General features: G+C 71.6%; 17 protein-coding genes and 1 pseudogene. 10 read left to right on the forward strand and 8 right to left on the reverse strand.

Annotated features, from left to right (window positions below):
• Nucleotides 1-43: 43 nt before the first annotated feature.
• A pseudogene (locus IE97_RS43075) lies at nt 44-220 on the forward strand (Ig-like domain repeat protein); the annotation flags it as partial.
• Between the two features lie 2 nt (nt 221-222).
• Here IE97_RS43075 and IE97_RS43080 read toward each other — a convergent pair.
• A complete protein-coding gene (locus IE97_RS43080) occupies nt 223-429 on the reverse strand; it encodes a hypothetical protein (protein WP_234331842.1) in 207 nt (68 codons plus the stop codon).
• On the opposite strand from IE97_RS43080, the gene IE97_RS0119825 reads away from it, so the two are divergent.
• The 3 genes from IE97_RS0119825 to IE97_RS42165 are packed head-to-tail and all read left to right on the forward strand — an operon-like array spanning nt 419 to nt 2,834.
• Nucleotides 419-1,852 carry an Ig-like domain-containing protein gene (locus tag IE97_RS0119825; RefSeq protein ID WP_234331839.1) on the forward strand — a complete coding sequence of 478 codons (1,434 nt, stop codon included), beginning with the start codon at nt 419-421 and terminating at the stop codon, nt 1,850-1,852. The two genes, IE97_RS43080 and IE97_RS0119825, sit on opposite strands and share 11 nt — an antisense overlap.
• Before the next feature lie 23 nt (nt 1,853-1,875).
• On the forward strand, nt 1,876-2,334 hold the full coding sequence (locus tag IE97_RS43805; protein WP_420706116.1) for a hypothetical protein: 459 nt from the start codon (nt 1,876-1,878) through the stop codon (nt 2,332-2,334).
• A complete protein-coding gene (locus IE97_RS42165; RefSeq protein ID WP_030242106.1) occupies nt 2,217-2,834 on the forward strand; it encodes a hypothetical protein in 618 nt (205 codons plus the stop codon). Before IE97_RS43805 ends, IE97_RS42165 begins: the two co-directional genes overlap by 118 nt.
• A 154-nt stretch (nt 2,835-2,988) precedes the next feature.
• Here the strand turns inward: IE97_RS42165 and IE97_RS0119840 are convergent, their stop codons facing one another.
• The 4 genes from IE97_RS0119840 to IE97_RS0119855 form a co-directional block, all read right to left on the reverse strand.
• Nucleotides 2,989-3,495, reverse strand: a complete 507-nt coding sequence (locus tag IE97_RS0119840; protein ID WP_030242109.1) for a GNAT family N-acetyltransferase — start codon at nt 3,493-3,495, stop codon at nt 2,989-2,991.
• 139 nt (nt 3,496-3,634) lie between these two features.
• Complete coding sequence (locus IE97_RS0119845) at nt 3,635-4,333, reverse strand: hypothetical protein (protein ID WP_030242115.1); 699 nt, start codon at nt 4,331-4,333, stop codon at nt 3,635-3,637.
• A 241-nt stretch (nt 4,334-4,574) separates the two neighbouring features.
• The gene (locus IE97_RS0119850) at nt 4,575-5,228 is read right to left on the reverse strand and encodes a TIGR04222 domain-containing membrane protein (RefSeq protein ID WP_030242118.1); all 654 of its coding nucleotides are present in this window, start codon (nt 5,226-5,228) and stop codon (nt 4,575-4,577) included.
• A 159-nt stretch (nt 5,229-5,387) separates the two neighbouring features.
• A complete protein-coding gene (locus IE97_RS0119855; RefSeq protein ID WP_030242123.1) occupies nt 5,388-5,624 on the reverse strand; it encodes a hypothetical protein in 237 nt (78 codons plus the stop codon).
• A 314-nt stretch (nt 5,625-5,938) separates the two neighbouring features.
• On the opposite strand from IE97_RS0119855, the gene IE97_RS0119860 reads away from it, so the two are divergent.
• From IE97_RS0119860 to IE97_RS0119880, 5 genes are all read left to right on the forward strand, one after another.
• Nucleotides 5,939-6,190, forward strand: coding sequence for a hypothetical protein (locus tag IE97_RS0119860; protein WP_030242127.1), 252 nt, complete (start codon nt 5,939-5,941; stop codon nt 6,188-6,190).
• A complete protein-coding gene (locus IE97_RS0119865; RefSeq protein WP_030242132.1) occupies nt 6,187-6,555 on the forward strand; it encodes a helix-turn-helix domain-containing protein in 369 nt (122 codons plus the stop codon). The genes IE97_RS0119860 and IE97_RS0119865 overlap by 4 nt, the downstream gene beginning before the upstream one ends.
• Before the next feature lie 119 nt (nt 6,556-6,674).
• Nucleotides 6,675-7,589 (forward strand): 2-oxo-4-hydroxy-4-carboxy-5-ureidoimidazoline decarboxylase, encoded by a 915-nt coding sequence (uraD, locus tag IE97_RS40520; RefSeq protein ID WP_078603309.1) that lies wholly within the window; start codon nt 6,675-6,677, stop codon nt 7,587-7,589.
• 4 nt (nt 7,590-7,593) lie between these two features.
• Complete coding sequence (gene pucL / locus IE97_RS0119875; RefSeq protein WP_030242138.1) at nt 7,594-8,523, forward strand: factor-independent urate hydroxylase; 930 nt, start codon at nt 7,594-7,596, stop codon at nt 8,521-8,523.
• Between the two features lie 10 nt (nt 8,524-8,533).
• Nucleotides 8,534-9,913, forward strand: a complete 1,380-nt coding sequence (locus IE97_RS0119880; RefSeq protein WP_030242140.1) for an 8-oxoguanine deaminase — start codon at nt 8,534-8,536, stop codon at nt 9,911-9,913.
• 48 nt (nt 9,914-9,961) lie between these two features.
• Here IE97_RS0119880 and IE97_RS0119885 read toward each other — a convergent pair whose 3' ends face one another.
• The 3 genes from IE97_RS0119885 to IE97_RS0119895 all read right to left on the reverse strand — a co-directional run bounded on the left by IE97_RS0119885 (nt 9,962) and on the right by IE97_RS0119895 (nt 12,450).
• Nucleotides 9,962-10,384, reverse strand: coding sequence for an acyl-CoA thioesterase (locus tag IE97_RS0119885; protein ID WP_030242145.1), 423 nt, complete (start codon nt 10,382-10,384; stop codon nt 9,962-9,964).
• Nucleotides 10,385-10,449: 65 nt separating this feature from the next.
• Complete coding sequence (locus tag IE97_RS0119890; RefSeq protein WP_030242148.1) at nt 10,450-11,079, reverse strand: hypothetical protein; 630 nt, start codon at nt 11,077-11,079, stop codon at nt 10,450-10,452.
• Nucleotides 11,080-11,241: 162 nt separating this feature from the next.
• Complete coding sequence (locus IE97_RS0119895) at nt 11,242-12,450, reverse strand: pyridoxal phosphate-dependent aminotransferase (RefSeq protein ID WP_030242151.1); 1,209 nt, start codon at nt 12,448-12,450, stop codon at nt 11,242-11,244.
• Between the two features lie 88 nt (nt 12,451-12,538).
• Between IE97_RS0119895 and IE97_RS0119900 the strand changes: the two genes are divergently transcribed.
• Nucleotides 12,539-13,165, forward strand: a complete 627-nt coding sequence (locus IE97_RS0119900) for a winged helix-turn-helix transcriptional regulator (protein WP_030242154.1) — start codon at nt 12,539-12,541, stop codon at nt 13,163-13,165.
• The last annotated feature ends 327 nt before the right edge of the window (nt 13,166-13,492 follow it).

Consider the following 13,492-nt stretch of genomic DNA (forward strand, 5'->3'; position numbering starts at 1 on the left):
GACCGTGACCTCGTCACCGGATCCGTCGGTGGTGGGTGAGTCGGTGACGTTCACGGCGACGGTCGCTCCGGTGGCTCCCGGGGCGGGTACGCCGTCGGGCACGGTCACGTTCGACTTCGGTGACGGTTCGCCGACGGTCACCGGCACCCTGGTGGGCGGCACGGCGACAGCCACCCACGCGTACACCACGACGACGGGCAGCCCGTTCACCGTGACGGCGTCCTATGGCGGTGACGGTGACTTCTCTTCCTCCACCGGCACCGACACCCAGACGGTGAACGTGGCGTCCACGACCACGGCGGTGACCTCGTCGCCGGATCCGTCGGTGGTGGGTGAGTCGGTGACGCAGACGGTGAACGCGGCGTCGACGACCACGACCGTGACCTCGTCACCGGATCCGTCGGTGGTGGGTGAGTCGGTGACGTTCACGGCGACGGTCGCTCCGGTGGCTCCCGGTGCGGGTACGCCGACGGGGACGGTCACGTTCGACTTCGGTGACGGTTCGCCGACGGTCACCGGCACCCTGGTGGGCGGCTCGGCGACGGCCACCCACACCTACACCACGACGACCGGCAGCCCGTTCACGGTCACCGCCTCCTACGGCGGGGACAGCAACTTCTCCTCCTCCACCGGCACCGACACCCAGACGGTGAACGCGGCCGGAACCACCACCACGGTCGCCACCAGCCCCGACCCCTCGGTCGTCGGCCAACCGGTCACCGCCACCGTGGCAGTGGCCGCCCAGGCACCCGGTGCGGGAACACCGACCGGAAACGTGGTCGTGACCTTCGGGGACGGGTCACCCGCCCAGACCGTGACGCTGGCCGGCGGTACGGCGACGGTCACCCACACCTACACCAGCACCGTGGGCAGCCCCTACACCGTGACCGCCACCTACACCGGGGACGGTGACTTCAGCGCTTCCACCGGTACCGACACGCAGACGGTGAACGCGGCCGCGACGACCACCACGCTCACGTCGGTTCCCGACCCCTCGGTCTTCGGCGAACAGGTGACGATCACCGCCACGGTGACACCGACCGCACCCGGAGCCGGTACACCCGGCGGGACGGTGTTCTTCGTCATCAGCGGCGGACCGGTCCTCAGCGCTCCCGTCGCCGGGGGCACCGCCACCGTCACCACCGACGCCATGACGGTCGGCCCGCACACCATCACCGCCATCTACACCGGCAACAGCAACTTCGGCCCGTCGGTCGGCACCGACACCCACACGGTGAACCAGTCGGCCACGACGACCGTGGTGACGTCGTCGCCCGACCCGTCCCTGGTCGGTGAGCAGGTCACGGCCACGGCCACGGTGACGGCGACCGCTCCGGGTGCGGGGACGCCGACGGGGACCGTCACCTTCGACTTCGGTGACGGCTCCACGCCGGTCCCCGGAGTCGTCGTGGGCGGCACGGCCACGGCAACCCACAGCTACACCACGACGACCGGCAGCCCGTTCACCATCATCGCCACCTACGGAGGCGACACCAGCTTCGCAGCTTCCTCGGACACCGACTCCCACACGGTCGGCGCGGCGGACACCACGACCACGGTGAGTTCCACGCCCGATCCGTCGGTGGTGGGTGAGCCGGTGACGGTCACGGCGACGGTGGCTGCGGACGCTCCGGGCGTGGGTACGCCGACGGGGACGGTGGTCTTCGACTTCGGTGACGGCTCGCCGACGGTCAACGGCACGCTGTCGGGCGGCGTGGCCACGGTCACGCACCCGTACGCCACCACGGCGGGCAGCCCCTACACCATCACCGCCGTCTACACCGGGACCGGCGACTTCAACACCTCCACCGGTACCGACACGCAGATCCGTCGGTGGTGGGCGAGCTGGTGACGGTCACGGCGACGGTGGCTCCGGTGGCTCCGGGGGCGGGTACGCCGACGGGGACGGTGGTCTTCGACTTCGGTGACGGCTCGCCGACAGTCAACGGAACCCTCTCCGGGGGCACCGCGACGGCCACCCACACCTACACGGACACGGTGGGGAGCCCCTACACCATCACGGTCTCGTACGGCGGGGACACCGACTTCACCGGCTCTTCCGGGTCGGACACGCAGACGGTGAACCAGGCCGCGACGACGACCACGGTGAGTTCCACGCCCGATCCGTCGGTGGTGGGCGAGCTGGTGACGGTCACGGCGACGGTGTCGACTTCGGCGACGGCTCGGGGACGACCTCCGCGACAGTGGCAGGCGGAGTGGCCACGGCCACGCACATCTACACGGACACGGCCGGCAGTCCGTACACCATCACCGCGAACTACGGAGGGGACGCGAACTTCGCCGGCTCCTCGGGGTCGGACACGCAGACGGTGAACCAGGCGGCGACGACGGCCACGGTGTCGTCGTCTCCTGACCCGTCGGTGGTGGGTGAGTCGGTGACGGTGACGGCGGCGGCGGTGACGTTCGACTTCGGTGACGGTTCGCCGACGGTCAACGGCACCTTGTCGGGCGGTGTGGCCACGGTCACGCACCCGTACGCCACCACGACGGGCAGTCCGTTCACCATCACGGCGACCTACGCCGGGGACGGGGACTTCGCCGGGGACACCGCTACGGACACGCAGACGGTGAACCAGGCGGCGACGACGGCCACGGTGTCGTCGTCTCCTGACCCGTCGGTGGTGGGTGAGTCGGTGACGGTGACGGCGGCGGCGGGGACGACCGCGGCGACGGTGTCGGGAGGAGTGGCCACGGCCACCCACCCCTACACCACGACGACCGGCAGTCCGTTCACCATCACGGCGGCCTACGGCGGGGACACGGACTTCGCCGGGGACACCGCGACGGACACCCAGGTGGTTGAAGCGGCATAGGCACAGCCACAGGACGAGGCCCGCGGGCCGGTGATCGAGGTCTCTCAGATCTCGACTCGCCGGCCCGCGGGTCTTGTCGGTGCCGGCGCCGACGTGCCGACGGCGCGCATGGTGGCAGCAGCCGGGCAGGCCGCACGCGGACTGACGACGCCGGTCAGAGCGGCACGCGCATGCAGACTCGTGGCCAGCGGTCCAGTCCGTGTTCGGCTTCCGTTGTGCGGATCGCGCGCAAACCGGGAGTGAGGTCCGGCTCGGACAGGGGCAGGAAACCGAGGCGGGCGTAGTAGGGGGCGTTCCACGGGACTTCGGTGAACGTGGTCAGCGTCAGGGCGGTCAGGCCTTCCTCGCGGGCCCGGTCGGCGGCATGCGCGAGGAGGGCCCGGCCCACTCCACGGCGCGCGGCGCGCGGATGGACCGAGACCTGCTCGATGTGCAGGGCCCCGTCCACGGGCTCGGCGACGAGGTACGCGACCGGGAGGTCCCGCTCGTCCGCCGCGACCCAGCAGCGGCCCGCCGCGCGGTAGCGCTCCAGCACGTCGAGTCCCGGAGGCTCGTCGTCGGCGATCTCGGGCATGCCGAGGTCCCGGAAGGGCGCGCCGGCGGCACGCTCTATGTCCTGGAGGGCGGGTAGTTCGGCGTGGTCCGCGAGGCGAATGCGCATACCGCGAGTATGGGGTGTAGCCCACAGGCCCCGCGGGGTCAGCCGTGGCGGGGCCTGCTGAACTCCTCGATGAGCACGGGGTACTGCTCTCCACTGTGCTGGTTCGGGTCTGGCGGCCGTCTCCGCGTGAGCGGCCCGGTCAGTGCCCGCGCTCCAGCGCGTCGGCCGGGGCGTTCACGGGCCGCGGTGTGCCGGTGAGGTCGAGGACGAACAGGGGGACGCCCAGGGCGTCGGCGCGGGCCCGGGCGTCGTCGGCGTACCCGGCGAGGGAGACATAGAGGCAGTCCGCCGACTCGGTCATGGCCGTCAGCCACAGGCACTCCACGTCCCGCAGGGTCGCCGGACGATCGGCCGGGTCGACCTGGGCGACGACGCCGCGGGCGGCGAGTCCGATGCCGGACGGCGGACGCTGATCCGCCCGGCGGACACCCCGGTAGCCGAGCCAGCGCAGGTACAGGGCGGTGGCCGTGACGGCGTCGAGGGCGGTGCGGATCGTGACGGAGTGGAAGGGAGGCCGGGCGGGGGCTGTTCCCCGCTCGGTGGCGGTTTCCGGCGTGAGGGGTGCCGGAGGTTCCGTCGCGTCCACCACCGGCACCCGCAGCAGCACCCCGCAGGAGCACCCCACCTCCGGACGCGGCCACTCCCCGCACCGCCCGCATGCCTCGCACCGCACCGTCACCCAGTCGTCCTGCCAGACCCGGTGCGCGACAGGCGCCGCCACTCCGTGCCGGTCCAGTCGCGGGGCGACCGGGGCGCCGCACACACACGGGTACGCCGGGGCCGCGTAGCGGTGCTCGCGCAGGCAGGCCGGGCAGCGCACCGGCACGCTCTCGGCCATGGTCACTCCAGGACGGCGTCACGTCGGGTCAGCGCTTCCATCGTGCGCCCACGAACCCCCGCCTGTCCGGCGCTTGCCGAGGGGAGTGCGATTTCCGACAGCCGGAGCGGGAGTACTCGATGGCCCGAATGGCCTCTGCCGGGCACGGCAGTTGAGATCCTCAAGCGAGATGAACGGGCCGCCCCATACGCGTTCCGGGGTCCTCCGGAGCGTGGGCGGCCCAAGCGTGCCGAGGGCCGGGTCAGTCCCCGCCGCCTCCGCCCCCACCCCCACCTCCGCCCCCACTCTCGTCCCCGCCCCAGCCCCAGTCCCAGCCCCAGTAGAGGCGACTCCCACCGCCGCCGTACATGCTGCGCGGCGAGTGCTTGAGGAGGCGCCTGCCGCCCACTTCGGCCCGCGGGACCAGCCCCGCCCGCAGAGCGAAGCGCGGCACCATCCGCTTCAGGGCCGCCTCGCCGTGCAGCGCGATGGCGAGCAGCCGCTCCTGGTCCGTCAGGCCGAGTCTGCTCGTGGGCAGCGGATGGCGCTGCCGCAGGGCTCGCACCTGACGGCGGGCGCCGCGTGTCGCGCCGAGCAGCGGGTAGCGCAGCAGGCCCGCCCCCGCGAGCGGAACACGCATGTCGGCCAGCGCGACCAGGACGCCAGGGTCCTTCACCAACGTCCGGAGATCAGCGGGCTCGTGGAGGGCGTCGTACACCGCCTGCGCCAGCGGGGGCGGGGGCCGTTCCGCGCTCATGGCGTCCGCGATGACCGCCCGGACCGTCCCCGGCCGGCCGGCCTCCGCCAGGCCCCGCAGGTGCAGATCGACCACGGCGACGGTGACGGCGGCCCGCGGGCCTTCCCCCAGCAGTGCGATCTCGTGCGGCTCCAGCCGGCCCACCGTTCCGTCGCTCATGGCTTCACCCCCGTGCCGAGGCCCGCCGCCCCCGTGCCGACGGGCCCCGTGTGCCGGGGATGTGCCCGGCCCCGGGGGTGGTTGAAGCCCCCCGGGGCCGGGTTCAGAGGTTGATTTGAGGGTTCCGTACGGGGAGTACGACCGGTGCCGTGGACGGATTCACGCTCCGTGATGCTCCGACAGCCCCGGCCAGTCGTCCGGGCCGCCGCCCTGCCACTCGACGATGTCGCTCTCCGCGACATCGGTGACGTACAGGTCGGCCAGCCGCAGGATCTCGGCGACGTCATCGGTGTGTGTGGCGACGCCCAACGGCTCGTCGTCCAGGGTGACCCGGCGGGAACCGTCCAGGGCCGGGGCGTGGACCACGACATGCGGATGCTCGGTCGGATGTGCCATGCCTTCAGGCTGCTCCGGCCGGGACGGATCCGCATTCCGGATGTCTCCAAGGCTGGTTCCGGGTGGCGCCGCCTCTGTGGGCACAAGGGGGCATTTCATAATGTGAAAGTTAGTTTCTGTTTACCGGCAGATCGTCGCCCGGTCGGTGAGGCTCGTCAAGGGGGCCGCCGCCGTAGCCCGCCGTCTGTGGAGGTGTCCGGGCGGGTCCTCGGCTAGGGTCGACTCGTGGCGGGAGCGGCGCGTCCGCAGGGCCGCCCCGATGCGCTCCACGGCGGGTGATCCGGGCGCAGGTCACGATGGCATTTGGGGGCAGAATGCGACTGAGGGTGGAGTTCACCACGGAGCCCTTCGACCTCGACGAGGCTCCCGCGCACGCGCTGGTGGCCCGCGAGGTCGTGGAGGCCGCCGAACTGGACGCCGTGGACGTCGGCCCGTTCGGCAACACCGTGGAGGGCGGTGCCGGTACCGTGCTCACCGCCGTCGACGCCCTGCTCCGCAGGACCTTGGAGGCGGGCGCCACGCGCATCTCGCTCCAGGTCAACGTGATCGAGGAGGGCGAACGGTGAGCGGTGCGGGCGACGAGCCGTTCATCGCCGCAGTGAAGCCCCTGGTCGATGCCATGGGCGGCGAGATGATCCCGCCGGACGAGGCCGGCCCGGACGATGTCGTCCTCTCCTGGGAGGGCCGCGACGCCGTCGCCGTCCGCCTGCCCCAGCTCGCCGACTCCCTCGATCACATCCTGGCCGCCATGGAGCGCCGCAAGGGCGTGCCGCTAGCCGACCTGGACCGCAAGGCCAAGCAGGAGGTCGTGCGGATGCTCGAGGCGCGCGGCGCCTTCTCCGTGCGGCACGGGGTGGAGACCGTGGCGAGCGCCCTCGGTGTCAGCCGCTTCACCGTCTACAACTACCTCAACCGCGAGAAGGGGATCTGACCGGCTTCGTCTTCCGCGGCGGGAATTTTCAACAAACTGTTGACGCGCTGTCGTGGGAGGGCGTTAGCTATCGGCACGCCCGTTCAGCACGAAGGCCGGAACCGGCCACGGAGGCTGCCGTGACTCCCACTTCCACGCCGGGCCTGGCCCGGTTCAACGCCCTCGAGGAGCACGCGGCCTTCACCGCACTCCACGAGGCGTGCGCTTCCACGGCGTGGGTCGAGCGGCTGCTCGCGGCCCGCCCGTGTGCCACCGCCGAGGAGCTGTACGCCGCGAGCGACGCCGCCATGGCGGAGCTGACGGCCGAGGACCTCGCGGAGGCGATGGCCGGCCACCCGCCCATCGGCCGCCCGAAGCCCGGCGACCCCACCTCGGCACGGGAACAGCGCGGCATGACGGACGCCTCCGACGCGCTCAAGGCGGAGATGCTGGAACTGAACCTCGCCTATCAGGAGAAGTTCGGCCATGTCTTCCTGATCTGCGCCACCGGCCGGACCGCCGAGCAGATGCGCGACGCGGTCAGGGAACGGATCGGCAACACACCGGAGCGGGAGCGGGAGATCGTCCGCACCGAGCTGGGCAAGATCAACCGTATCCGGCTCGCCCGCCTCGTCGAAGAAGACCGAAGAGGACACCTGACCATGAGCAGCACCACCGCCTCCGTGTCCACGCACATCCTGGACACCAGCGTCGGCCGCCCCGCCGAGGCCGTCGCCGTCCACCTCTCCGTCCGCTCGGGACGTGCGGCGGACTGGCAGGCACTCGGCGGCTCCGCGACCGACGCGGACGGGCGGTGCAAGGACCTCCCGGCCCTGCCGGAGGGGACCACCCACGTACGGCTCGACTTCGCCGTCGAACCGTACTTCGAGAAGAAGCAAGCAGCCGATGCGCAGCAGGACGCCCCCGCGAACCGGGACAGCGGTGCCGTGTTCTTCCCCGAAGTGGCGGTCACCTTCGCCGTGAAGCCCGGGGAGCACTATCACGTGCCGCTGCTGCTCAACCCGTTCGGCTACTCCGTATACCGAGGGAGCTAGCTGCATGACCGTCAATTCCCGCCCTGCCCGCCCGGTGATCCTGGGACAGAACCAGTACGGCAAGGCCGAGAACCGCGTCGTCAGGATCACGCGGGACGGCGCCACCCACCACATCAAGGACCTGAACGTCTCGGTGTCGCTGAGCGGCGACATGGACGAGGTCCACTACTCCGGCTCGAACGCCAACGTCCTCCCCACGGACACCACCAAGAACACGGTGTACGCGTTCGCCAAGGAGTACGGCATCGAGTCCGCCGAGCAGTTCGGCATCCACCTCGCCCGGCACTTCGTCACCAGCCAGGAGCCGATCCACCGGGCCCGGATCCGCATCGAGGAGTACGCCTGGGAGCGGATCGAGCACTCCGGCGAGGGCGCGCACTCCTTCGTCCGCAAGGGCCAGGAGACCCGGCTCGCCCAGATCACCTACGACGGCTCCTCGTGGGAGGTCCTCTCCGGTCTCAAGGACCTCACCGTCATGAACTCGACCGACTCCGAGTTCCGGGGATACGTCAAGGACAAGTACACGACCCTTCCCGAGGCCCGCGACCGCGTCCTGGCCACCGAGGTCTCCGGCCGCTGGCGCTTCAACTGGACCGAGGACGCGCAGCAGATGCCCGCCTGGGACGATTCGTACGCACAGGTCAAGGGACACCTTCTGGCAGCCTTCGCGGAGACGTACTCGCTGTCGCTCCAGCAGACCCTGTACGAGATGGGCGCGCGGATCATCGACCACCGCGCCGAGATCGACGAGGTCCGCTTCTCCCTCCCGAACAAGCACCACTTCCTGGTCGACCTGGAGCCGTTCGGCCTGAAGAACGATACCGCCGACGGTGCTGTGTACCTCGCCGCCGACCGCCCCTACGGCCTGATCGAGGCCACCGTCCTACGGGACGGCTGCGAGGCGAAGATCCCGGCGGACCTCACCAACCTCTGAAGGACGCACCATGGCAGCAGCCCAGCGCATCGTCATCGAGAACTGCTCGATCGCGACGGTCGACTCGCACGACACCGAGTACGAGAACGGGTACGTCGTCCTCGCCGGCAACCGCATCGAGTCGCTCGGCGCGGGCGGGGCCCCCGAGGGCCTGGAGAACGTCGTACGCCGCATCGACGCCACCGGCCACCTCGTCACCCCCGGCCTGATCAACACCCACCACCACTTCTACCAGTGGATCACCCGGGGCCTGGCCACCGACCACAACCTCTTCGACTGGCTCGTCGCGCTGTACCCGACCTGGGCGCGCATCGACGAGCCGATGGTCCACGCGGCGGCCCAGGGCTCGCTCGCGATGATGGCCCGCGGCGGCGTCACCACCGCCATGGACCACCACTACGTCTTCCCGAAGGGGGCCGGCGACCTCGCAGGCACCATCATCCGCGCCGCCCGCGACCTGGGCGTCCGCTTCACCCTCGCCCGCGGCTCCATGGACCGCGGTGAGAAGGACGGCGGCCTGCCCCCGGACTTCGCCGTCGAGACCCTCGACGCCGCCCTCGCCGCGACGGAGCAGACCGTCGGAGAGCACCACGACACCTCCTTCGACGCGATGACCCAGGTGGCGGTCGCCCCTTGTTCGCCCTTCTCCGTCTCCACCGAACTGATGCGACAGGGCGCCGAGCTGGCCCGCCGCCTCGGGGTGCGCCTGCACACCCACGGCTCGGAGACCGTGGAGGAGGAGAAGTTCTGCCACGAGCTGTTCGGCATGGGCCCGACCGACTACTTCGAGTCCACCGGCTGGCTCGGCGAGGACGTGTGGATGGCGCACTGCGTCCACATGAACGACTCCGACATCGCCGCCTTCGCCCGGACCCGGACGGGCGTCGCCCACTGCCCGTCCTCCAACGCCCGCCTCGCCGCCGGAATCGCCCGCGTCCCCGACATGCTCGCGGCAGGCGTCCCGGTCGGCCTCGGTGTCGACGGCACCGCCTCCAACGAGTCCGGGGAACTCCACACCGAACTGCGCAACGCCCTGCTCATCAACCGCCTCGGCCCGCACAAGGAGCGGGCGCTGAACGCCCGGCAGGCGCTGCGGCTCGGTACGTACGGCGGTGCTCAGGTCCTCGGCCGGGCCGCCGAGACGGGCTCACTGGAGCCGGGCAAGCTCGCGGACCTGGTGCTCTGGCGGATGGACACGCTCGCCCACGCCTCCATCGCCGACCCGGTGACCGCCCTGGTCTTCGGAGCGGCGGCACCGGTCACCGCCTCCTTCGTGAACGGTCGGCAGATCGTCGAGCACGGGCGGCTGCTCACCGCCGACGAGGACGCCATCGCCCGCTCCACGCGGGATGCGGCCCGGCGGCTGGCGGAGATCGCCGCGCGGGGCTGAACACCCGGAGACGGTCCCCTCCGTCAGGCGCCCGGGGCCGGACGGCGGCTACAGCCCGAAGAGGCCCGGGTCGGCCGCCAGCTTCCGGAAGTACTCCCGAGGGTCCGTGACCAGCTTGCGGGCCTTCAGGTCCATCAGTCCGCCGACCGCCGTGATCTCGGCCGCCACCGTGCCGTCGGCCTTGCGGACGGTCTGCTCGATGCGGAAGATCTTGCCCTCGCCGAAGCTGAAGGCGCAGGTCACCTCCACCTCGTCACCCGCGAGCAGCTCCCGCTTGTATTGGATGGTCGTCTCCAGGGCGACCGGGCCCACACCGCTGCCGATGAGCGCGGCCTGGGTGATCCCCGCGGCCCGCAGTAACGACCAGCGGGCGTGTTCCGCGTAGTTCAGATACACGCTCTGGTTGAGGTGGCCCTGCACGTCGGTCTCGTAACCGCGAACGGTCACCGGGACGGAAAACGGCTCGCTCATGGGTTTCCCCTCTCGCACCAAACTCTCGTGACGTACACAACGATCCACCGATCTTGGCATGCTCATCACGCTCGGCGCGGCGAGGCGAGGAGATAGCGGTTCCCGGTGCGCGGCTCGCGGTGCTCGCTCACTTGCCAGCCTGCCCCTTCCAGGGTGGCCGCGCAGGCCCGCAGCGCCTCGGCGTCCGGCTCGTGCACGGCGACGGCCTCCGGCTGCGGGGTCTCCCGCACTCGGTAACCCCCGTCGTCCCGTCCGGCCGGGGGACGCCCGCCTGCCTCCAGCGCGAGCGCGGCGGCCTGCACCAGGTGGGTGCGCTCCCAGCCGCAGGGCCGGTCCACGGCGCCGTCCGGGTTGGTCATCCGGCGCAGCTCCAGCAGCCCCTGCCAGGCGCTGTGCACCTCCCGCCGCCGGGCGGGCCCGGCCCCCGGCACCGGCTCCTCGCCGCCGACGCGCGCCGCGAAGACACCGGCGCCGGCGGGGGCCTCGGCTGCGGGCTGAGACACCTCCGCGACGCCCTGCCGCACCCGGTGGCCCTCCGGGGTCAGGAAGCAGTCGTGCGGCGGCCTCGGATGCCGGAAGGCGAGCCCCCGCTTCACCAGTGACGCGAGCTGGGCTTCCGTACCCCGCAGCCGCCCGGTCACCGGGTCGGCGGCGTCGATGACCCGCCGCTGCGCGGCGGTCGGCGGTCGGGTCACGGCGCGCTCCTCTCCGGCCAGGGGGCAGGCCCGGGGGACAAGCCCGGGGGCAGGTCTTGGGGCACTCGCCCCACCTGTTGGAAGGCTACGACCCGCCACTGACAAGGACCCGCCACTGACAACGACCCGCCACTGACAAGGACTGGCCGCTGACTACCGCGCCTACTGGCGGTACCCGCCCAGGAACCGCCCGATCCGCCCGATCGCCGCCTCGAGGTCGTCGGCGTGCGGCAGGGTCAGGATGCGGAAGTGATCCGGGGTCGGCCAGTTGAAGCCCGTGCCCTGGACCACCTGGATCTTCTCCCGCAGCAGCAGGTCCAGCACGAACCGCTCGTCGTCGTGGATCCTGTGCACCTTGGGGTCGAGCCGCGGGAAGGCGTACAGCGCGCCCTTCGGCTTCACGCACGTCACGCCGGGGATCTCGTTGAGCTTCTCCCAGGCCACGTCCCGCTGCTCCAGCAGCCGCCCGCCGGGAGCGGTCAGCTCGCCGATGGACTGCCGGCCGCCGAGCGCGGCCTGGATGGCGTACTGCGCGGGCGCGTTGGCGCACAGCCGCATGGAGGCCAGCATGGTGAGGCCCTCCAGGTAGTCCTTGGCGTGCTGCCTGGGGCCCGTGACCACCATCCAGCCGGAGCGGAACCCGGCCACGCGGTACGTCTTCGACAGGCCGCAGAAGGTGAGGACCACCAGGTCGGGGGCGAGGGCGGCGGCCGAGTGGTGCACGGCGTCGTCGTAGAGGATCTGGTCGTAGATCTCGTCGGCGAACACCATCAGGCCGTGCCGCCGAGCCAGGTCGAGAATGCCCTCGACGATCTCCTTGGGGTAGACCGCCCCGGTGGGGTTGTTGGGGTTGATGATCACGACCGCCTTCGTCCGGTCGGTGATCTTCGACGCCATGTCGTCCAGGTCCGGGTACCAGTCGGCCTGTTCGTCGCAGAGGTAGTGGACCGCCTTGCCGCCCGCGAGGGTCGTCACCGCCGTCCAGAGGGGGAAGTCCGGGGCGGGGATCAGGATCTCGTCGCCGTCCTCGATCAGCGCCTGCACGGCCATGGAGACCAGCTCGGACACGCCGTTGCCGAGGAAGACGTCGTCGACGCCGACCTCCAGGCCCAGTGTCTGGTAGCGCTGGGCGACCGCCCGGCGGGCGGAGAGGATGCCGCGCGAGTCGGTGTAGCCGTGCGCCTGGGGCAGCATCCGGATCATGTCCTGGAGGATCTCCTCCGGCGCCTCGAACCCGAAGAGCGCGGGATTGCCGGTGTTCAGGCGCAGCACACTGTGGCCCGCCTCCTCCAGCGCGTTGGCGTGCTCGATGACCGGGCCGCGGATCTCGTAACAGACCTCGCTCAGCTTGCTCGACTGCCGGAACTCCATGCGCGCGCTTCTCCTCCGGAATCTGGTGTTGCTTGGTTTTACCAAGTGACAGCTTGGAAAGTCCAACAATCTGTCTAGACTGCGTCGCATGCCACCTCGCCGAAGCTACGACCAGTACTGTTCCGTCGCCCGCGCACTCGACGTCGTCGGCGACCGCTGGACCCTGCTGATCGTCCGGGAGCTCCTCGCCGGTCCCCGCCGCTACACCGACCTGCACGCCGACCTGCCCGGCGTCAGCACGGACGTACTCGCCTCGCGGCTGAAGGACATGGAGCGCGACGGCCTCGCGACCCGCCGCCGGCTGCCCCCGCCCGGCGCGGCCTACGTGTACGAAGCCACCGCTCGCGGACGGGAGTTGCTGCCCGTGCTCCAGGCGCTGGGGGCCTGGGGGCAGACGGAGCTGGGGGAGCGGCGCCCCACGGACGCGGTACGGGCGCACTGGTTCGCGCTGCCGCTGCTGCGCCTGCTCGACGGGGAAGGGCTCGTCGAAGTCCGCCTGGAGGAAGGACTGTTCCATCTGTACGCCGGTGCCGAGGACGGTCCCGTGTACGGCGACGGGCCCGCTCCCGGTGAGCCGGACGCCCGGCTGACCCTGGACACCGGCACGTGCACGGCCCTCGGCCGGGGGGAGCTGAGCCTGGCGCAGGCGGTGCGGGACGGGCGGATCGAGGTGACCGGCGAGGGCCCGCTCGCGAAGGCGCTCCGCGAGGCATGAGGGAAGGTCCGTGCGAGGCGGGCCTTCTGAAGGGGCGTCAGGCGTCCGGAGGCACCCGGGCCGGATCGATACCGGTACCGGCCTTCCCACCCGCGTGCGGGCAGCGGCCTGTTCGGGACCGGACGCCCCGGCCCGCGCGTCAGCGCACAGCCGCCGGCAACCGCCGACGCGGCCCGGGTGCCGTCCGTGCCCGCGGCCGTCGGCCCGCCGGTGCGGCCGGGCGCCGCCACCGCGGTTCACGCCCACCGGTCCGACCGCCGGCCGGGCATCCATCCGCCCTCGGGTTCCGAGCCGGCCGGCACGGCCGTGTCCTCCCGCTCCTCCTCG

Origin of the sequence: Streptomyces sp. NRRL S-455 (assembly GCF_000717875.1) — a bacterium.
Classification (GTDB): domain Bacteria; phylum Actinomycetota; class Actinomycetes; order Streptomycetales; family Streptomycetaceae; genus Streptomyces.